Genomic DNA, 19,461 nt, shown 5'->3' with positions numbered 1-19,461 from the left:
ACTAGCGCTCCTGGTTCTGGGGGCCGCCGAATCGGCTGTCGTCGGCCTGTCCGTTCGTGTCAGTTCCAGCAGTGCGCCCTCGCTGGACGCCACGTCGCAGATTACTCAACCTGCCCCGTACATCCTCCGGTGCGCGGGAGACCTGTGGGCCGCCCTGCGGGGTCTGTGCCGCGGCACCCGGGACCAGATTGGCCTTGGGTACCCGCCGTGGCAGACCGGAGGGGGTGACTCCGCCTGCCTTGGGCTCGCGGACCGCCTCGGCCCGCTGCCAGTGCTCGTCGTTCGTCGACCGCCAGTCGGCGCCGTCCGGCTGGGGTTGCTCGTGGGGATCGGTGGACTCCTGGGCGGGCTGTTCCTCCGCGGGCGGTGCCGCCTGCGGATTCGGGCCCGTCGCTCGGTTCGGCTCGCCGGGCTGCTGATCGGACTGCTGGTCGGACGGGGTGGGGCGCTGCCGTTCGCGGCGCGGGAGGCCGGCGTCCGTCAGCGAAGGCGAGACTACGCTCTCGGAGGGTCCCTCGGGGAGCGGCGGAACGGATTCCGTTACCTGGGGTGCGTCCTGCGGCCATCCCTCCTGAGCAGGGCCGTAACCGGCGGCGTCCGGGAAACCGGCCGGCGGGCCGCCGTCCTGGTAGGGCGCACCGTAGCCGGACGGCTCGCCGTAGGGGGCGACGGGCTCGTAGGACTGGCCGGAACCGGTCTCGTACGACTGGTCGACGAAACCGTTCTGCGCGGCCGGGTCCTGCTGCGCGTAACCGGACGTGAAGCCCTGGTCGTACGCCTGCTGCGGGTAGGCGGGGTCGAGGTGGGGGCCGTATCCCAGGGGGTTGTCCTGGGCGTACTGCCGGCCGTAGTCCTGCGGGTAGCCCTGGCCGGGGAGGTCCCCGGCGGTCGGCTGCCCGGTGTCGAAGCCCTGGCCGGCGTACTGCCCGCCGTCGAACTGCTGCGCGGTGTGGTCCTGGCCGAAGGCGTCGTGGCCGGTGAAGGAGGGGGCGGCGAAGTCCTGGGCGGCCGGCGCGAAGTCGGCCGATTCCGTTCGCTGCTGAGGAAGTTCGGCCGGATCTCCCTCCTGGTACTGGGCACCGGCCTCCAACTGGGCGCGGCGCTCCTCGCGCATCAGCGAGCGGCCGACCGGGTCCAGCGGACGGGGTCCGGCGCCGCCCTGCTCGTAGCGGGAGTCGTCGAAGCCGAGTTCGGCCGCGGTGCGCTGGCCGGAGACCTCGGGCCGCTGGACGCCGGAGCGGTCGGCCTCGTGCTCCGGGACGATCCGGGAGACGGTGAAGTCGGTGTCGTCCGGCACCGGGTCGCCCCCGCCGCCGCGGGTGATCGCCTCGGGCAGCATCACCAGCGAGGTGGTGCCGGCCTGCTCCCCGGAGGGGCGCAACTGGACCCGGATGCCGTGCCGCTCGCTGAGCCGGCCGACCACGAACAGGCCCATCCGGCGGGCGATCTCCACGTCGACGGTGGGCGGGTCGGCGAGCTTGTGGTTGATGTCCGCGAAGTCCTCGGCGGTCAGGCCGATGCCCTTGTCGTGGATCTCGATCATCATCCGGCCGTCCGGCAGCCGGGTCGCGGTCACCCGCACCTTGGTCTGCGGCGAGGAGAAGGTGGTGGCGTTCTCCAGCAGTTCGGCGAGCAGGTGCACCAGGTCGCTGACCGCGCTGCCGTGGATGTCGGTCTCGGGTATGCCGACCAGCTCGATCCGGTGGTACGACTCCACCTCGGACGCGGCGGCGCGCAGCACGTCCACCAGCGGCACCGGCTGGTTCCACTGGCGGCCCGGCTCCTCGCCGGCGAGCACCAGCAGGTTCTCGCCGTTGCGCCGCATGCGGGTGGCGAGGTGGTCCATCTTGAAGAGGTTCTCGAGCTGGTCCGGGTCCGCCTCGTTGTTCTCCAGCTCGGTGATCAGGCTGAGCTGGCGCTGGATGAGGCCCTGGTTGCGCTGCGAGAGGTTGGTGAAGATCGCGTTGACGTTGCCCCGCAGCAGCGCCTGCTCGGCGGCGAGCCGGACCGCCTCGCGGTGCACCTGGTCGAAGGCGCGGGCGACCTCGCCGATCTCGTCCCGGGTGTGGATCGGGATCGGCGCGACCTGGGTGTCGACCCGGCCGGGGTCGGTGCGCGAGAGCTGGTCGACCACCGCGGGCAGCCGGGTCTCGGCGACGTCGAAGGCCGCGGCCCGCAGCCGCTGCATGCTGCGGGACATCGAGCGGGCCATCAGCGCGGCCACGATGAACGCGAGGATCAGCGCGACCAGCACGATCGCGGAGTTGATGAACACGTCGCGCTTGGCGTCGGAGGCCAGGTGCGAGGAGTCGGCGGCCGCCTGGTCGGCGAGGTGGGTCTCCACCGAGCGGTAGGCGTCGAAGGAGAGCGTGGAGGCGGACAGGTACGACTGCGGGGTGACGCCCTCGGCGCGGAGCCGGGCGACGGTGTACGCCGGGTCCGTCAGGTCGGTGACCATCCGGGTCAGGTCCGGCGGCACGATGTACGCGGTGTGGTCCGTCTTCGCCTTGTTCAGCGCGGCGGTGACCTGGGCCTGGCCCTTCTTCACCGCGGCGTCCTGCGCGGCCTTCAGCCGGGCCTGGTCCGCGGTGGTGCCGCCCCCGTCGTACTCCTCCAGCGCGATGCCCTCCAGGTACTGGTAGGAGCCGAGCGCGGTCTTCTGGAGGGCGAGCTCCTGGGCGGAGGGGTGCTTCTCGACCAGGATGTGGGTGCCGATGGCGCGGGTCAGCGACTCGGCGGCCTTGGCGAGCGAGATGGCGTACAGGGTGCGCCCGTAGGAGGCGCTGTTGCTGGTGCCGAAGCCGAGTTCGTTGGACAGCTCGCTGAGCGGGTGCTGGATCTTGACGTACCACTCCTCGGTCTGCACCCCGGAGAGCTGGCCGGTGTAGGCGGACTTGCGGAGCGAGGGGAGCTGCGGCTCGACGCTGCGGAAGCTGGCCATCCGGCGCTTGAGGTCGGCGCCGTCGGGGATGCCGACGGCGGCGTCGTCGAAGGCGCGGGCGGCCGCGTCGGTGGCGGCGTAGGCGGACGACACGGCCTGCGCGTCGCGGTGGCCCTCCAGCAGCGGGACCACGGTGGTGTCGCGCTCGTTCTCCAGCGCGTTGCTGTAGGTGGCGGCGGCGCGCACCAGGTCGGCTATGTGCACCGCGTCGTCGGCCTGCCGCCAGGTGTTGACGGAGCTGTCGACGCGGAAGCCGCCCAGCACGAGGGCGACGAGCACCGGTATCAGGAGGATGGCGTTCAGCCGGGTGGCCATGCGCCAGTTGCGCATGCCGAACCGGCTTCCCGGGCCCGGCAGGTCCTCGGCCGCCGGCCCCGGGGTGCTCCCGGGGCGCCGCGGCGGAGTGAAGTTCCCCCGCGGACCCTCGCCGGGGCCCGCCTCGACTCGCCTCGTATTCCTCACTGGACCAACAACCTCTCGGCGACGACGCAACAACGACGGCCGTTCCTACGCTCAGGTTCTGCGAATTCCAGCACGCCATGCAGGTGCACGCCAAACGTCCCGCGTCCGGCGGACTACGGGAGAAGGCTAGAGATAAAAGGGGCATAAGTCCAAAGGCCGAGCAAACCATAAGACAGACGTACACGCGGTGACACTGATCGAGCGCGAGCGGTGTCCGCAACCTCCCGGAAACTCTCTCGAAACGTTATGAAGACCGAGGACCCGTCACGTCGTGCGACATAACGGGTCCTCGGTCTTCCGCCTCCGGCGCGCGGCCGGCGGCGCGTGCTACTTGAGGCGTGCCAGCAGCGCGTGCTCGACCAGCGTGATCAGCGCGCTCTTCGCCTCGCCGCGGTGCCGGGCGTCGGTGGTGATGATCGGCGCCTCGGGACCGATCTGGAGTGCCTCGCGGACCTCCTCCGGCCGGTAGGGCTGGTGGCCGTCGAAGCCGTTGAGCGCGATGACGAACGGCAGTCCGCTGTTCTCGAAGTAGTCCACCGCCGGGAAGCAGTCCGCCAGCCGCCTGGTGTCCACCAGCACCACGGCGCCGATCGCGCCGCGCACCAGGTCGTCCCACATGAACCAGAACCGGTCCTGCCCGGGCGTGCCGAACAGGTAGAGGATCAGGTCGTCGTCCAGCGTGATGCGGCCGAAGTCCATCGCCACGGTGGTGGTGGTCTTGTCCTGGACGTGGCTCAGGTCGTCGATGCCGGCCGAGGCCGAGGTCATCACGGCCTCGGTGCGCAGCGGGTTGATCTCCGACACCGCACCGACGAACGTGGTCTTGCCCACGCCGAAGCCACCCGCCACCACGATCTTGGCGGAGGTGGTCGACCGCACCGGCGGCGCGACGTACGCCGTCTGCTGCGGTTGCGGCCTAGAGCTTCCGAAGTCCACTGAGCACCCTCTCAAGCAATGTCACGTCTGGCTGGCCACCCGCTTCGCCGCTGCCCGGCTGGTGGATGGCCACCATGCCGGCCTCGGCGAGGTCGGCCACGAGGATCCGGGCCACACCGAGCGGTATCGCGAGCAACGCCGAGATCTCGGCCACCGACTTGATCTCGCGCGTCAGGTGGCAGATCCGCTGGTGCTCGGGAAGCAGCCCCGCGTACTGCGCCGGATCGGCGGTGGTGCTGACCAGCGCCTCGATCGCGAGCTGGTAGCGAGGCCGGGTGCGGCCACCGGTCATGGCGTACGGCCGCACCAGCGGCTGGTCGCCTTCCACCCCGTACGGCGCGTGGTGGGACGCGCCGTACGGGCCCGGCGAGGCGGGTGGCGGGGTCATGAGGGTCCTCCGTGTCCGGGCAGTGCTGCGGCTGGTGCGGAAGTACGGGAACTTCTTGTGTGCGGGCGGGCCGGGGACGGATGCCCGCCGGCCGCCTCGCGGCGTGCGGTCCTCAGTTCAGGAGGCTGCCCTGGAGTTCGGCGCGGAGGTCGGGGGTGAGGACGGCGCCCGCCCGGTCGACGAGCAGGGCCATCTCGTAGCCGACCAGACCGATGTCGCACTCGGGATGCGCCAGCACGGCCAGCGACGAGCCGTCCGACACCGACATGATGAACAGGAAGCCCCGCTCCATCTCCACCACCGTCTGGTTCACACTCCCCCCCTCGAAGATCCGGGAGGCACCAGCCGTCAACGACGTCAACCCCGAGGCCACCGCCGCCAACTGATCCGCACGATCACGCGGAAAACCATCAGACATCGCGAGCAGCAGGCCATCGGCGGAGACCACCACCGTGTGGGACACCCCAGGGGTGTTGTCCACGAAATTGGTGATCAACCAGTTCAGATTCTGTGCCGCCTGGCTCATCGCACTCAACTAGCGCTCCTGGTTGTTCATGCCGAAACCACGGCCGTCGGTGGTACCGGTACCGCCGGCCTGGCGGCCCTGCTGGATGCCCCTGCGGAGGTTGGTCAGACGTCCGCGCACGTCGTCGGGGGAACGGGACACCTGCGGACCGCCCTGGGGGGCCTGCTGGGGTGTCGCTCCGCCGGCGACGAGGTTCGCCCGGGGGACCCGCCGCGGCAGGCCGGAGGGGGTGACCCCGCCCGCGGTGGGTTCCCGGATGGCCTCGGCCCGCTGACGCAGCGCGTCGTTGGGCGAGGTGCGCCAGTTGGGTGTCTCGCGCGGCAGCGGCTCGGCGCCCGGCGCGGAAGGCGCCTGGATGCCGTTCTGGGCGCTGCTCTGCGCCATCGGGCCCGGGGCCGCCGCACCGGCCTGCACGGCCGGCTGGGGGCCGCCGGACAGCCGCTGCGGGCCGTCCGCGGGGCTCGGCCCCGGCCGGTCGGTGCGCGGGCGCTGCGGCGGCGCGGTGCGACCCACCGGGCGGGGCGGGGGCGCCTGCTGGCCGCGCCCGCTCTGCTCGACGTGGATCTGCTGCATGCGCTCCGCCTGGCCGGTGCGGAACCAGTCGGACTCGATCGACGCGAAGATCGGCGTCGGCTCGTCGCCCCGGGTCGGAGCCGGCGGCAGCGCCATCGGCTCGGCCGGGCCCGGGAGTTGCGGCTCCGGGCGCGGCGCGGGCTGCTGCCCGCCGCCGTGCTGGCCCTGGTACGGCGGCAGCCCGTCGTGCTGCTGCGGCTGGTGCGGGACCGGGTACGGTCCGGTGTCGCCGAGGCCCGGCATCGGCTGCGCGCCGGTGGCGTACGGGTCCGGGACCTGCTGCGGCTGGCCGCCCTGGCCCTGCGGGCTCCAGCCCGGGGTGCCCTGGGGGCCGCGCGGCCCGCGCTGCGGCAGCCCGCCGGCCGGCGCGGGGCCGGACTGCTGGTCCGGGTACGCCCCGGGGCCGCCGTCGGCGCGCACGGCCGGGAACTGGCTGGTGTCGCCGGGGCCGCCCGGCAGCGCGAAGGAACCCGTGTCACCGGGACGACCCTGACCCTGGCCCTGCGACTGACCCTGACCCGGGCCCTGCGGGTGGTTCTGCGGGAACCCGTCGGCGCGCACCGCCGGGAACTGGCTGGTGTCACCCGCGCCACCGGGCTGCGGGAACGAACCCGTGTCAAAGGACCCCGTGTCACCGGGACGACCCTGACCCTGGCCCTGCGACTGACCCTGACCCGGGCCCTGCGGGTGGTTCTGCGGGAACCCGTCGGCGCGCACCGCCGGGAACTGGCTGGTGTCACCCGCGCCACCGGGCTGCGGGAAGGACCCCGTGTCACCGGGACGACCCTGACCCTGACCCTGCGACTGACCCGGACCCGGGCCCTGCGGGAAGCCCTCGTCCCGTACCGCGGGGAACTGGGCCGTGTCGCCGGCGCCACCCGGCAGAGGGAACGAACCCGTGTCGCCGGGACGGCCGCCGCGCTGCTCGTCGGGGTTCCAGCCGGCGCCGCCCTGCGGGCCGCGCGGCCCGCGCTGGGGCAGGCGGTTCTGCGCGCCGCCGCCCTGGGCGCCGGGCGCACCGCCGTCGGCGCGGACGGCCGGGAACTGGCTGGTGTCGCCGGGGCCGCCGGAGGCCGCCGCCGGGGTCGGGCCGGTCGCGCCGGCGTTGCCGGGCCGCTGCATGGGCCCGGAGCGGCCGCCGAAGACGTCGGAACGGAAGCCGGACGGGCCGGTGTTCTGCGGCTGCGGGGCCGGGAAGCCGCCGGGGCCGTTCAGCGGGCCCGGGCGGCCGGCACCGGGCTGCTGCGGCTGAGGCTGCTGCGGCTGCTGGCGGTTGCCGGGGGCCGACTGGTCGAAGGCGTCGAACGCGGGCGCCTCGGCCTCTTCGTGGCCGCGCGGGGTGTCCTCGCCGAAGCCCTGCTGCGGGTTGTCCTGCGCGGTCCAGCGCTGGCCCGCGGGCTGCGGGGCGCCGGGACCGGCGTTGCCGCCGGGGCCACCGGGTCCCCCCGGCCCGCCGGTGCCGCCGGGCTGCCGTCCGGGGAGCGCGGGGCGCGCCGCGCCGGAGCCGACCTGGCCGCGCTGGCCGGCGCGGTTGCCGCCCTGGCCCGCGTTGCCGAACGCGCCCGCGATGCCGGTGCCGGCACCGCCGCCGACCGCGGCCGCGGGACGCCCGCCGGGGGCGGCGCCCTTCGCGTTGGCCCCGCCCTGCGTGACGTCGACCGGCAGCATGACCAGCGCGGTGGTGCCGCCGGAGTCCGACGGGCGCAACTGGATGCGGATGCCGTGCCGCAGGGACAGCCGGCCGACCACGAACAGGCCCATCCGGCGGGAGACGGCGACGTCCACGGTCGGCGGGTTGGCCAGCCGCTCGTTGATGTCGGCCAGGTCCTCCGGGGACAGGCCGATCCCGGTGTCGTGGATCTCGATCAGCACCCGGCCGTCGGGCAGCGAGTGGCCGGTGACGCGCACCTTGGTCTGCGGCGAGGAGAACGACGTGGCGTTCTCCAGCAGCTCGGCGAGCAGGTGGACGAGGTCGTTGACGATGCGGCCGGTGACCTCGGCCGAGGGCACCGAGGTCAGCTCGATCCGCTCGTACTGCTCCACCTCGGACGCGGCGGCGCGCAGCACGTCGACCAGCGGGACCGGGCGGGTCCACCGGCGGCCGGGCTCCTCACCGGCGAGCACCAGCAGGTTCTCCCCGTTGCGGCGCATGCGGGTCGCGAGGTGGTCGAGCTTGAACAGCGACGAGAGCTGGTCCGGGTCGGCCTCGCGCGACTCCAGTTCGGAGATGAGCGACAGCTGGCGCTGGATGAGGCCCTGGCTGCGGCGCGAGAGGTTGGTGAACATCGCGTTGACGTTGCCCCGCAGCAGCGCCTGCTCGGCGGCGAGCCGGACCGCCTCGCTGTGGACCTCGTCGAACGCGCGGGCCACCTGGCCGATCTCGTCGCGGCTGTTGATGCCGATCGACTCGACCGAGGTGTCGACATCCTGCGGGTCGGTGTCGGAGAGCTGCTTGACCAGTTCGGGCAGCCGCTTCTGGGCGACGTCCTGGGCGGTCTGCTGGAGCCGGCGCAGCGAGCGGACCATCGAGCGGCCGACGACGAACGCGCCGACCACGGCGACGCCGAGCACCAGCAGGATGATCGCGCCGGAGATCAGCGCCTCGCGCTTCGCCTCGCTCTGGAGGTGCAGCGACTTCTGCTGCATCTCGCTGAGCAGCGAGCGCTCGATCTGGTTCATCGCGTCGATCTTGGTCTTCGCCGCGTCGTCCCAGTCCAGGTACGAGCTGTTGATCTTGGTGATCGCGCCCTGCGAACTGGCGATCCGCTCGCGCTCGTTGTCGTGCGCGGCGATGGTGTCGTTGTCACCCTGGATCGGGCGCAGCAGCGAGGCGGCGTCGGTGCCGTAGACCTTCATGAAGCGGGTGATCGCGGTGTTCTCGTCCGCGGCCGCCCACTTCACCGACTGGTACTCGTCGGCGTTGAGCTTGCCGCCGCTGGCGAACGCGGCGCTGATCACCGCGCGCTGCATCGACTCGTACTCCTTGGCGGAGGAGAACGCCGACAGCGCGCGGGTCGCCTTGATCATCTCGGAGTTGCTGGTGGCCTGCGCCATGTCCTGGGAGAGCGACAGCAGCGAGGTGACCAGGCCGTCGTACTCGGAGACGGTCTGCGCGATGCCCGACTGCGAGGTGTACGCCTCGCCGCGGATCTCGTTGAGGTTGGCGAGCTGGCCGCCGATGGCGACCAGGGTGGCGCGGACCCCGCTGAAGACCGGGTCGTCGTCCGAGATGTCGTCGGTCGCCTGCTCGTAGAGCTTGAGGTCGCGGTCCGTGGCCTGCCGGGAGGCGGCGACCGCGTCGTTGTTCTTCTGGTTGGCCGACAGCGGGCCCGCCGAGCTGTCGCGCTCCTCCTGGAGGGCGGCGGCGAGGTTGGTGGCCTGCTCGGTGATGTCGGTCAGGGTCTTCATGTGCTCGAGCTGGTGGATGTTGTCCAGCGAGCTGTTGATGCGCAGGCCGCCGAGGGCGGAGGCGGTGACCACGGGGAGGGCGAGCAGGGAGATGAGCCTGGTGCTGATGCGCCAGTTGCGCATGGCTATTCGGGGGCCGGGCTTGCCGTCGAGACCGGTGATCTTGCCGGCTTCCAAGCCGCTGGGCATGCTCATCCGGCCGGGGGCCGCAGTGGTACCCGGCGCGGCGGTTCCGGAGTCGGCCGCGGCCTGGGAGCCGTTGCCGGTCCCCCCGGGCTGCTGCTCCGGGTCACCCGCGGCGCCGCTGTCCCTCTTGAAACGTCCCTGCACTAGCGTCGCAACCTCTGGACCAGGCGTCCCTCGCCGTGAGGCGGAAGGGACGGTGTCGAGTCATGGGGGCTCAGGCCGGCCCGGGTCGCGGGACGGCTGATGTGCCCTTCACCGCCACCCGTGTTCCGTGCGCGCCCCCTGCGCGCCGGTTCGTTGTGATGCGGCGGTTCGGGGAATTCCAGCACAGTGCCGGATCTCGCAACAAGGCCCGTAGCCGGTCTGTTGGAATGCGTCACTGATCGCAATGGTGCATGCACACAGCGTCGAGCGCCAGGACGTCGATATGGGGCGAATACGGGCCCGGCGGGTAACCGGTTCGACACGTGTCGGGCCGTGTCCGCGCCGGCGGGCGGCGACCTTTTCCCGGCCTTCACGGCTTTTGCGCGCTTCCTCCCGCCGGACCGATTGTCCGAATGGCGCGCAATGCGGCGGAGTTCGTGAGCAAAATCACAGGGCGTCAGATGTCTGGGCCCGGCGGACACGGGAAAGGCCCACACTAATCTGGTGCTTTATCCGGCAAGCGGGGGTGTGGACCGCGCTCCCGGCCCCCATCGAGACCCGAGGTCCCTCAGATGATCGCCAACCCGCGGCGTACCACCCTCGCGCACCTCAAGGACGCGTCCGAACTGTCCGGCCTGCCCGCCCCCGCGGACGCGGCAGACACCGAGACCGCCGAAGCGGCGCCCACCGTGCTGCCGCAGCGCACCGCGAACCCGCGCCGCACCGTGCTCAACGAGCTGCCGCAGGCGCCCGTCACCCCCTGACGCCACCGCCGGCCCGGGGGCGCGCCGGTCGGCGGCCGGTGGCCCCGGTCGGTCGGCGGGGCCCCTGACCGGAGGCCCTAGGGTTGAGGGCATGCGCATCGTCAGGTTCTCCATCGACGGCAACGTGGCGTTCGGAGCGGTCGAGGGCGGCCCTCCCCCTGCCTCCGGCGGGGGGACTCCCACTGCCGCCGGTGAGGGGACTCCCCCCGGCTCCGACGGCCTCGTCGTCGACATCATGAAGGGCGTGCCCTTCGGGGACTTCGAGCTGTCCGGCACGAAGATCCCGCTGGACAAGGTGCGGCTGCTGCCGCCGGTCCTGCCCAACAAGGTCGTCGCCATCGGCCGCAACTACGCGGCCCACGCCGCGGAACTCGGCAACGAGGTGCCGGACGCGCCCTGGGCGTTCTTCAAGCCCTCCACCTCGGTGATCGGCCCCGGCGACCCGATCGTGTACCCCTCCTTCTCCCAGGAGGTGCACCACGAGGCGGAGTTGGCGGTCGTGATCAGCCGGCTGTGCCGGGACGTGCCGCGGGACCGGGTCAAGGACGTGATCCTCGGCTTCACCTGCGCCAACGACGTGACGGCCCGTGACACCCAGCGCGCCGAGAAGCAGTGGGCCCGGGCCAAGGGCTTCGACTCCTCCTGCCCGCTCGGCCCCTGGATCGAGACCTCGCTCGACCTCGACGCCGCCGGCGACCTCGCGATCACCGCGACCGTCAACGGCGAACTGCGCCAGGCGGGCCGCACCCGGCAGATGCTGAACTCGATCGAGGACCTGATCGTCAACATCACCGAGGCGATGACGCTGCTGCCCGGTGACGTCCTGCTCACCGGCACCCCCGCGGGCGTGGGCCCGCTGCTCCCCGGCGACGAGGTCGCCGTCACCATCGAAGGCATCGGCACTCTCACCAACAAGGTGATCTCGCGTGGCTAGCGCATCTCCCGTACCCCCCTCCCCCGCCTCCGGCGACTCCGGCGTCCGCGTCCGGTTCTGCCCCTCCCCGACCGGCAACCCGCACGTCGGGCTGGTCCGCACCGCGCTGTTCAACTGGGCGTTCGCCCGGCACCAGCAGGGCACCCTGGTCTTCCGCATCGAGGACACCGACGCGGCCCGCGACTCCGAGGAGTCCTACCGGGCACTGCTGGACTCGATGCGCTGGCTCGGCCTGGACTGGGACGAGGGCCCCGAGGTCGGCGGCCCGTTCGCCCCCTACCGGCAGTCCCAGCGGATGGACGTCTACGCCGACGTCGCGCAGCGGCTGAAGCAGGCCGGGCACGCGTACGACTGCTACTGCACCACCGAGGAACTGGAGGCCCGCCGCGAGGCCGCCCGGGCCGCCGGCCGCCCCTCGGGCTACGACGGCCACTGCCGGGACCTCGGCGCCGACGAGGTCGCCGCCTACCGGGCCGAGGGCCGCGCCCCGATCGTCCGGTTCCGGATGCCCGACCGCCCGATCGTCTTCACCGACCTGGTCCGCGGCGAGCTGGCCTTCGCCCCGGAGAACGTGCCGGACTACGGCATCGTGCGGGCCAACGGCGCGCCGCTGTACACCCTGGTCAACCCGGTGGACGACGCGCTGATGGAGATCACGCACGTGCTGCGCGGCGAGGACCTGCTCTCCTCCACCCCGCGGCAGATCGCGCTCTACGAGGCGCTGATCGGGCTGGGCCTGGCCAGGACGGTGCCGGCCTTCGGCCACCTGCCGTACGTCATGGGCGAGGGCAACAAGAAGCTGTCCAAGCGCGACCCGCAGGCGTCGCTCAACCTGTACCGGGAGCGCGGCTTCCTGCCGGAGGGGCTGCTCAACTACCTCTCGCTGCTGGGCTGGTCGTACTCCGCCGACCAGGACGTCTTCTCGGTCGCGGAGATGGTGGCGAAGTTCGACATCGCCGACGTCAACGCCAACCCGGCCCGCTTCGACCTGAAGAAGGCCGAGGCGATCAACGCCGACCACATCCGGCGGCTCGGGGTGAAGGAGTTCACCGAGGCGTGCGCGCCGTGGCTGCGCGCGCCGTTCGCGCCCTGGGCGCCGGAATCCTTCGACGAGGCCGCGTGGCAGGCGATCGCGCCGTACGCCCAGACCCGGGTGACGGTGCTCTCCGACATCACCGCGAACGTCGACTTCCTCTTCCTCGACGAGCCGGTGCAGGACGAGGCGTCGTGGGCGAAGGCCATGAAGGAGGGGGCGGACGCGCTGCTGCGCACCGCCCGGGACAAGCTCGCGGCGGCGGACTGGTCGGCCGCCGAGTCCTTGAAGGAGGCCGTGCTCGCGGCGGGTGAGGAGCACGGGCTCAAGCTGGGCAAGGCGCAGGCACCGGTCCGGGTGGCGGTCACCGGGCGTACGGTCGGCCTGCCGCTGTTCGAGTCGCTCCAGGTGCTGGGACGCGAGCGGACCCTCGCCCGCGTGGACGCGGCCCTGCTGAAGCTCGCCTGACCCTCCGGGCCCCGTCCTGCGGTCCACAAGGCCGCGGGGGTCGACGGTGGCGGGCCGCGGGCAACCGCGCGCCCCCACCGGTGGGTGGTTCCCTCCCCCGGGGGAACCACCTGAGCCCGGCAGGATCCGCCGGACCGGCCCTAGCCCTGCCAGGAGTGCGGCGCGCGGAAGCCCGGGGTGCGCTCCAGGCGGCGCCAGCCGGCCGTGGAGCGGACGGGGAGGGCCTGAACGGCGGGGCCGCCGCCCGCGGCGGCGCGGGCGAGCAGCAGCGCGGTGAGCGCGGCGAGTTCCTCGGGTGCCGCGTGCCCCTTCTCGACGCGCACCAGCGAATCCGTGGGAGTGCTCACGATGGTCTCCAAGGGTGAACCGGTGGGCAGCGTGCCGGACCGGGCCGGGTCGTTCGGATCGTTCGGGTGGTCGGAGGCGGGCGCCGCGTTGCGGAACGTGGCGCTCACCCGGCCGGGTTCGAGGGTCACTGCGGGGGGTTGCCGTGCTTGCGGGAGGGCAGGTCGGCGTGCTTGGTGCGGAGCATCGCCAGCGAGTGGGCGAGCACCTCGCGGGTCTCGGCCGGGTCGATGACGTCGTGCACCAGGCCGCGCTCGGCGGCGTAGTACGGGTGCATCAGCTCCGCCTTGTACTCCTTGACCATGCGGGTCCGCATCGCCTCCGGATCGTCGGCGTCCGCGATCTGCCGGCGGAAGATGACGTTCGCCGCGCCTTCCGCGCCCATGACCGCGATCTCGTTGGTCGGCCAGGCGAACGTCAGGTCAGCGCCGATCGACTGGCTGTCCATGACGATGTAAGCACCGCCGTACGCCTTCCGCAGGATCAGCGAGATCCGCGGGACCGTCGCGTTGCAGTAGGCGTACAGCAGTTTCGCGCCGTGCCGGATGATCCCGCCGTGCTCCTGCGCGACACCGGGCAGAAAGCCGGGTACGTCCAGAAGGGTGATGATCGGGATGTTGAAGGCGTCGCACATCTGCACAAAGCGCGCGCCCTTCTCGGACGCCTCGATGTCGAGCACGCCGGCGAGCGAGGCGGGCTGGTTGGCGATGATGCCGACCACCTGGCCGTCGATCCGGGTGAGCGCCACGATGAGGTTGGTGGCCCACCGCTCGTGGATCTCCAGGTACTCCCCGTCGTCGACGATCTCCTCGATCACCTTGTGCATGTCGTACGACCGGTTGCCGTCGGCCGGCACCAGGTCCAGCAGGACGTCGCCGCGGCGGTCCACCGGGTCCTGGTTGTCCGCGGCCGGCGGGTTCTCCCGGTTGTTCTGCGGCAGCAGCGACAGCAGGTAGCGGACCTCCTCCAGGCAGGTCTGCTCGTCGTCGTAGGCGAAGTGCGACACGCCGGAGACCGCCGAGTGCACGTCGGCGCCGCCCAGGCCGTTCTGGGTGATCTCCTCACCCGTCACCGCCTGCACCACGTCGGGGCCGGTGATGAACATCTGCGAGGTCTCGCGCACCATGAACACGAAGTCCGTGAGGGCCGGCGAGTAGGCCGCGCCGCCCGCGCACGGGCCGAGCATCACCGAGATCTGCGGGATGACGCCGGAGGCGCGGGTGTTGCGCTGGAAGATGCCGCCGTAGCCGGCGAGCGCCGAGACGCCCTCCTGGATACGGGCCCCGGCGCCGTCGTTCAGCGACACCAGCGGTGCGCCCGCCGAGATCGCCATGTCCATGATCTTGTGGATCTTCTGCGCGTGGGCCTCGCCCAGCGCGCCGCCGAAGATCCGGAAGTCGTGCGCGTACACGAACACCGTCCGCTCGTGGACGGTGCCCCACCCGGTGATCACACCGTCGGTGTACGGCCGCTTCTCCTCCAGCCCGAATCCCGTGGCCCGGTGCCGGCGCAGGGGCTCGACCTCGTGGAACGACCCCTCGTCCAGCAGCAACTCGATCCGCTCGCGCGCGGTCAGCTTCCCCTTCGCACGCTGCGCCGCCGTGGCCTTCTCGCTCGGCCCCCGGCGCACCTCCTCGCGGATCGCACGAAGCTCCTCGACGCGCCCCCGGGCGTCGTTCGCCGTGACGGGCAGCTCTTGCGATGTGGTCATGTACCGACAGTACGAGCGTGCGGGCCCGGAGAGGGCCGTCTACTTCGTACAGTGTCCACCGGTTCTTCATGGTGGTTCCCGACAGACGACGAGGTCGGGCGGGGTCCGGCGGCCGGCGCCGGACCCCGCCATATTTGGCGGGTTCATGCCTCCATGCGTGCGATCCGCGTCACCGGTCGGCGACCGCCTCGGCCAGTGCGAGCACCCGCCGGGCCTCCTCCACGTGCAGGTTCTCGATCATCCGGCCGTCCACCGTGACCACCCCGCGCCCCTGTGACGTGGCCTCTTCGAAGGCCGCGATGATCCGTTCGGAGCGCTCGATCTCCGCGGCGTCGGGCGCGAAGATCCGGTTGCAGGGTTCGAGCTGCCGGGGGTGGATCAGGGTCTTGCCGTCGAAGCCCATCCGCCGGGCCTGGAGGGTCTCGGCCTCGAAGCCGTCCGCGTCGTGGACGTCGTTGTAGACACCGTCCAAGATGACCTTGCCGGCCGCGCGGGCGGCGAGCAGCGCCAGCGAGAGCGAGGCCAGCAGCGGGGCCCGGCCGAGCACGTGCTCGGCGTGCAGTTCCTTGGCGAGGTCGTTCGTGCCCATCACCAGGACGGTCAGTCGCGGCGACGCCTCGGCGATCGCCCGCGCGTCCAGCAGCGCGGCGGGCGTCTCCAGCATCGCCCACACCGCGGTCCGCTCCGGGGCGCCGGCCGCCTCCAGCGCCGCGACGACCTCGCGCACCGTCCGGGGGGAGTCCACCTTGGGGACGACGACCGCGTCCGGTCCCGCGTCCGCGGCGGCGCGCAGGTCGTCCGCGTGCCAGGGGGTGCCGGGCGCGTTGACCCGGATGGTGACCTCGCGCCGGCCGTACGCGCCGCTCGCGGCCGCGGCCGCCACGCGCTCGCGCGCCTCCGCCTTCGCGTCCGGGGCGACGGAGTCCTCCAGGTCCAGGATGAGCGCGTCGGTGGGCAGGCTCCTGGCCTTCTCCAGGGCGCGCTCGTTGGCGCCGGGCATGTAGAGCACCGAGCGGCGGGGGCGCGGCGCGGACGCGGTGGGGTTGCCGGGGGCGGTGTGCTCGGGGGCGGTGCTCATCGGGTGGCCTCCTCGGTGGCGGCGGCGTAGGCGGCGGCGAGTTCCGGGTCGCGGGCGGCGAGGGCGTCCGCGAGTTCGACGACCACCCGGCACTGCTTGTAGGTGGCGTCGTCCTGCATCTTGCCGTCGATCATCACCGCGCCGGTGCCGTCGCCCATCGCCCCGATCACCCGGCGGGCCCAGGCGACGTCCTCCGGGGCGGGCGAGAAGACCCGCTTGGCGATGTCGATCTGCACCGGGTGCAGCGACCAGGCGCCGACGCAGCCGAGCAGGAAGGCGTTGCGGAACTGGTCCTCGCACCCCGTGACGTCCTTGATGTCGCCGAACGGGCCGTAGTACGGCAGGATGCCGCCCGCCGCGCACGCGTCCACCATCCGCGCGATCGTGTAGTGCCACAGGTCCTGCTGGTAGGTGGGCCGGGGGGTGCCCTCGGCGCCGGGCGCGGGGTCCTCGCGGACCAGGTAGCCGGGATGGCCGCCGCCGACCCGGGTGGTCTTCATCCGGCGACTGGCGGCCAGGTCGGCCGGGCCGAGCGACATGCCCTGCATCCGGGGGCTGGCGGTGGCGATCTCCTCGACGTTGGCGACGCCGGCCGCGGTCTCCAGGATCGCGTGCACCAGGATCGGCCGGCCCAGCCCGGCCTTCGCCTCCAACTGGGCCAGCAGCCGGTCGACGTAGTGGATGTCCTGGGCCCCCTCGACCTTCGGCACCATGACGACGTCGAGCCGGTCGCCGACCTCGGTGCCGAGCGTGAGCAGGTCGTCCAGCGCCCAGGGCGAGTCGAGGCTGTTGATCCGGGTCCATAGCTGGGTGTCGCCGAAGTCGGTGGTCCGGGCGATCTTCACCAGGCCGGCGCGGGCCGCCTCCTTGCGGTCGGCCGGGACGGCGTCCTCCAGGTTGCCGAGCAGGACGTCCACCGTCGGGGCGATCGACGGCACCTTGGCCGCCATCTTCTCGTTGCCCGGGTCGAAGAAGTGGATCATTCGCGAGGGGCGGAACGGCACCTCCCTGACGGGGGCGGGCGCCCCCACGGCCAGCGGGCGGAAGAAGTCCTTCGCCGAGCGCATGCGATCTCCCGGTGGTGTCGGGTCGAGGGTGTGGCGCTCACCCTACGACCGCGGGCACCCGGCGGTTACCCGTCAGTAGGTGTGCCGTTGGTCACCGGGTTCCAGCGCAGCGTCATGTCCGGTTCCCGCTCCATGTTCCGCGAACCGTCACTGCGGTCCACCTCCGTGAAGCCGTGGCGCGCGTAGAACGCCCGGGCGTCGGTGTTGCGCTGGAAGACGTGCAGGTCCAGCCGGTCCGGCCGGTGGGTCTTCGCCCGCGCGAGCAGCAGCGAGCCGATGCCGCGCCGCCGCGCGCCGGGGAGCAGGTACAGGTGCTCCAGCCACTCCCCCTCCACCGCGGCGTACCCCAGCACGGCGCCGCCGGGGTCCACCGCGACCCAGACGTCCGCCTCGTCGAGCACCACCTCGCGCACCCAGCGCTCCACCTCCGCGTCGGTGCGCCGGCGCGGCGGCAGCCACGGCATCGCGGCCTCCCGCGAGGTGATGTGCACCCGCGCGATGGCGGCCGCGTCGGCCGCCCCGGCGGGACGTACGGAGATCTGCTGTGTACCGGTTGCTGTCACGCCGGGCAGGGTACGGCGTGCGGGGCCGCCGCTCGACGGGTTTTCCCGCGAGGGGCGGCCGCGGCGGCGACGGCGAGGACCGCGAAGCCCGTGGCCCGGATGTCCCCGCCGTCGGCCGGCGCCCCGTGCCGCCGCCCGGTGGCGGCGTCCGGTGGCGGCGCAGGGTGGAGGCGCCCGCACCCGCTACGGACGCGGGATCTCCTCCTGCGGCTCCAGTCCGGCGCGGATCAGGCCGTAGGCGTACGCGTCCTCCATGGCCTGCCAGGAGGCGGCGATGACGTTGTCGGCGACACCGACCGTGGACCACTCGGCCGCCCCGTCGGTGGTGGTGATCAGCACCCGGGTGGTGGAGTCGGTGCCGGACCGGCCTTCGAGGATACGGACCCGGTAGTCGACCAGCGCGAACGCGCCGAGCTGCGGGTAGATCCGCTCCAGCGCCACCCGCAGGGCGCGGTCGAGCGCGTTGACCGGGCCGTTGCCCTCGGCGGTGGCGACGATCCGCTCGCCCTTCGCCCACAGCTTCACCGTGGCCTCGTTGGCGTGCGAGCCGTCGGGGCGGTCCTCGGTGATGGCGCGCCAGGACTCGGTGCGGAAGAAGCGGCGCGGGCCCTCCGGCCGGTCGCGCTGGAGCTCGTCGCGCAGCAGCAGCGCGAAGGAGGCGTCGGCGGCCTCGTAGGTGTAGCCGCGCAGCTCGCGCTCCTTGACCCGGTCCACCACCCGGCCGACCAGTTCGCGGTCGCCGCCGAGGTCGATGCCGAGTTCCTTGCCCTTCAGCTCGATCGAGGCGCGGCCTGCCATGTCGGAGACCAGCATCCGCATGGTGTTGCCGACCCGCTCGGGGTCGATGTGCTGGTAGAGGTCGGGGTCCACCTTGATGGCGGACGCGTGCAGCCCGGCCTTGTGCGCGAAGGCCGACACGCCCACGTACGGCTGGTGGGTGGAGGAGGGCAGGTTGACGATCTCGGCGATGGCGTGCGAGATCCGGGTCATCTCGCCGAGCGCGCCCTCGGGCAGCACCCGCAGGTCGTGCTTGAGCTCCAGCGCGGCGGTGACCGGGAAGAGGTTGGCGTTGCCGACCCGCTCGCCGTAGCCGTTGGCGGTGCACTGCACGTGGGTGGCGCCGGCGTCCACCGCGGCGAGGGTGTTGGCGACCGCGCAGCCGGTGTCGTCCTGGGCGTGCATGCCCAGGCGCGCGCCGGTGTCGGCGAGCACCTGCGCGGTGACGGTGTGCACCTGCTTGGGCAGCATCCCGCCGTTGGTGTCGCAGAGCACCACCACGGACGCGCCGGCCTCGTGCGCGGCGGCGACCACGGAGGTCGAGTACCGCGGGTTGGCCCGGTAGCCGTCGAAGAAGTGCTCGCAGTCCACGAAGACCCGGCGCCCCCGCGAGACCAGGTACGCGACGGTGTCGCGGACCATCGCGAGGTTCTCCTCCAACGTGGTGCGCAGCGCCAGCTCCACGTGCCGGTCGTGGGACTTGGCGACCAGCGTGATGACCGGGGCACCGGACTCCAGCAGCGCGTTGACCTGCGGGTCGTCGGCGGCCTTGGCACCGGGGCGGCGGGTCGCGCCGAAGGCGACCAGGGTGGCGTGCTTCAGGTCGAGTTCGGCGGCGGCGCGGGCGAAGAACTCGGTGTCGCGGGGATTGGCGCCGGGCCAGCCGCCCTCGATGAAGCCCACGCCGAAGTCGTCCAGGTGCCGCGCGATGCTCAGCTTGTCGGCGACGGTGAGGTTGATGCCCTCGCGCTGCGCGCCGTCGCGCAACGTGGTGTCGAAGACGTGGAAGCTGTCGTCGGGTTCGGCGGTCATGGTGGTTGCAACTCCTGTCGGGTGGGTGGGGTTGGCCCCGGACGGCGTTCATCCGGAGGTTCCGACTCCACTTGCCCCCAGTCTCCTCGTGCGCTCTCGCCTCCGGCGCGGGTGGGCCTGGAAAC

14 protein-coding genes are annotated in these 19,461 nt (G+C 72.6%); 3 read left to right on the top strand and 11 right to left on the bottom strand.

Translation table 11 applies throughout. The annotated features are described in order from the left end of the window. Nucleotide 1 precedes the first annotated feature (1 nt). The 5 genes from RVR_RS26535 to RVR_RS26515 all read right to left on the bottom strand — a co-directional run bounded on the left by RVR_RS26535 (nt 2) and on the right by RVR_RS26515 (nt 9,564). A complete protein-coding gene (locus tag RVR_RS26535) occupies nt 2-3,271 on the bottom strand; it encodes a sensor histidine kinase (protein WP_202236418.1) in 3,270 nt (1,089 codons plus the stop codon). A gap of 459 nt (nt 3,272-3,730) precedes the next feature. Further along, nucleotides 3,731-4,339 (bottom strand): GTP-binding protein, encoded by a 609-nt coding sequence (locus RVR_RS26530; protein WP_430393182.1) that lies wholly within the window; start codon nt 4,337-4,339, stop codon nt 3,731-3,733. Continuing rightward, nucleotides 4,320-4,727 carry a DUF742 domain-containing protein gene (locus tag RVR_RS26525; protein ID WP_037913670.1) on the bottom strand — a complete coding sequence of 136 codons (408 nt, stop codon included), beginning with the start codon at nt 4,725-4,727 and terminating at the stop codon, nt 4,320-4,322. Before RVR_RS26525 ends, RVR_RS26530 begins: the two co-directional genes overlap by 20 nt. Before the next feature lie 112 nt (nt 4,728-4,839). Further along, entirely contained in the window at nt 4,840-5,253 is a 414-nt protein-coding gene (locus tag RVR_RS26520; RefSeq protein ID WP_037917495.1) for a roadblock/LC7 domain-containing protein, read from the bottom strand. A 9-nt stretch (nt 5,254-5,262) separates the two neighbouring features. Further along, nucleotides 5,263-9,564 (bottom strand): sensor histidine kinase, encoded by a 4,302-nt coding sequence (locus tag RVR_RS26515; protein ID WP_202236417.1) that lies wholly within the window; start codon nt 9,562-9,564, stop codon nt 5,263-5,265. 572 nt (nt 9,565-10,136) lie between these two features. Here RVR_RS26515 and RVR_RS26510 point away from each other — a divergent pair. From RVR_RS26510 to gltX, 3 genes are all read left to right on the top strand, one after another. Continuing rightward, complete coding sequence (locus RVR_RS26510; protein WP_202236416.1) at nt 10,137-10,328, top strand: hypothetical protein; 192 nt, start codon at nt 10,137-10,139, stop codon at nt 10,326-10,328. Nucleotides 10,329-10,419: 91 nt separating this feature from the next. Continuing rightward, nucleotides 10,420-11,262 carry a fumarylacetoacetate hydrolase family protein gene (locus RVR_RS26505; protein ID WP_202236415.1) on the top strand — a complete coding sequence of 281 codons (843 nt, stop codon included), beginning with the start codon at nt 10,420-10,422 and terminating at the stop codon, nt 11,260-11,262. Beyond that, nucleotides 11,255-12,763, top strand: coding sequence for a glutamate--tRNA ligase (gene gltX / locus RVR_RS26500; protein ID WP_202236414.1), 1,509 nt, complete (start codon nt 11,255-11,257; stop codon nt 12,761-12,763). The genes RVR_RS26505 and gltX overlap by 8 nt, the downstream gene beginning before the upstream one ends. A gap of 140 nt (nt 12,764-12,903) precedes the next feature. Here the strand turns inward: gltX and RVR_RS26495 are convergent, their stop codons facing one another. From RVR_RS26495 to cimA, 6 genes are all read right to left on the bottom strand, one after another. Beyond that, on the bottom strand, nt 12,904-13,113 hold the full coding sequence (locus RVR_RS26495) for an acyl-CoA carboxylase epsilon subunit (protein WP_202239208.1): 210 nt from the start codon (nt 13,111-13,113) through the stop codon (nt 12,904-12,906). 122 nt (nt 13,114-13,235) lie between these two features. After that, nucleotides 13,236-14,819, bottom strand: coding sequence for an acyl-CoA carboxylase subunit beta (locus RVR_RS26490; RefSeq protein ID WP_202236413.1), 1,584 nt, complete (start codon nt 14,817-14,819; stop codon nt 13,236-13,238). Between the two features lie 169 nt (nt 14,820-14,988). Further along, entirely contained in the window at nt 14,989-15,897 is a 909-nt protein-coding gene (locus tag RVR_RS26485) for an HpcH/HpaI aldolase/citrate lyase family protein (protein ID WP_202236412.1), read from the bottom strand. Beyond that, nucleotides 15,894-16,964 (bottom strand): HpcH/HpaI aldolase/citrate lyase family protein, encoded by a 1,071-nt coding sequence (locus RVR_RS26480; protein WP_202236411.1) that lies wholly within the window; start codon nt 16,962-16,964, stop codon nt 15,894-15,896. The genes RVR_RS26485 and RVR_RS26480 overlap by 4 nt, the downstream gene beginning before the upstream one ends. A 65-nt stretch (nt 16,965-17,029) precedes the next feature. Continuing rightward, nucleotides 17,030-17,527: a GNAT family N-acetyltransferase gene (locus RVR_RS26475; protein ID WP_237404974.1), complete on the bottom strand. Its 498-nt coding sequence runs from the start codon at nt 17,525-17,527 to the stop codon at nt 17,030-17,032. Nucleotides 17,528-17,710: 183 nt separating this feature from the next. Continuing rightward, the gene (gene cimA, locus RVR_RS26470; RefSeq protein ID WP_202236410.1) at nt 17,711-19,336 is read right to left on the bottom strand and encodes a citramalate synthase; all 1,626 of its coding nucleotides are present in this window, start codon (nt 19,334-19,336) and stop codon (nt 17,711-17,713) included. Between the last annotated feature and the right edge of the window lie 125 nt (nt 19,337-19,461).

Source organism: Streptomyces sp. SN-593 (genome assembly GCF_016756395.1).
GTDB classification, from domain to species: Bacteria; Actinomycetota; Actinomycetes; order Streptomycetales; family Streptomycetaceae; genus Actinacidiphila; species Actinacidiphila reveromycinica.
The sequence above is the reverse complement of the archived record's forward strand: the minus strand, read 5'-3'. Positions and strand labels throughout refer to the sequence as shown.

Excerpts from the sequence above, each read along its gene's own strand:
- RVR_RS26490 (WP_202236413.1), bottom strand. The coding sequence starts at position 14,819 with ATGACCACATCGCAAGAGCTGCCCGTCACGGCGAACGACGCCCGGGGG.
- cimA (WP_202236410.1), bottom strand. The coding sequence starts at position 19,336 with ATGACCGCCGAACCCGACGACAGCTTCCACGTCTTCGACACCACGTTG.
- RVR_RS26510 (WP_202236416.1), top strand. The coding sequence starts at position 10,137 with ATGATCGCCAACCCGCGGCGTACCACCCTCGCGCACCTCAAGGACGCG.
- RVR_RS26480 (WP_202236411.1), bottom strand. The coding sequence starts at position 16,964 with ATGCGCTCGGCGAAGGACTTCTTCCGCCCGCTGGCCGTGGGGGCGCCC.
- RVR_RS26525 (WP_037913670.1), bottom strand. The coding sequence starts at position 4,727 with ATGACCCCGCCACCCGCCTCGCCGGGCCCGTACGGCGCGTCCCACCAC.
- RVR_RS26520 (WP_037917495.1), bottom strand. The coding sequence starts at position 5,253 with ATGAGCCAGGCGGCACAGAATCTGAACTGGTTGATCACCAATTTCGTG.
- RVR_RS26505 (WP_202236415.1), top strand. The coding sequence starts at position 10,420 with ATGCGCATCGTCAGGTTCTCCATCGACGGCAACGTGGCGTTCGGAGCG.
- RVR_RS26535 (WP_202236418.1), bottom strand. The coding sequence starts at position 3,271 with ATGCGCAACTGGCGCATGGCCACCCGGCTGAACGCCATCCTCCTGATA.
- RVR_RS26485 (WP_202236412.1), bottom strand. The coding sequence starts at position 15,897 with ATGAGCACCGCCCCCGAGCACACCGCCCCCGGCAACCCCACCGCGTCC.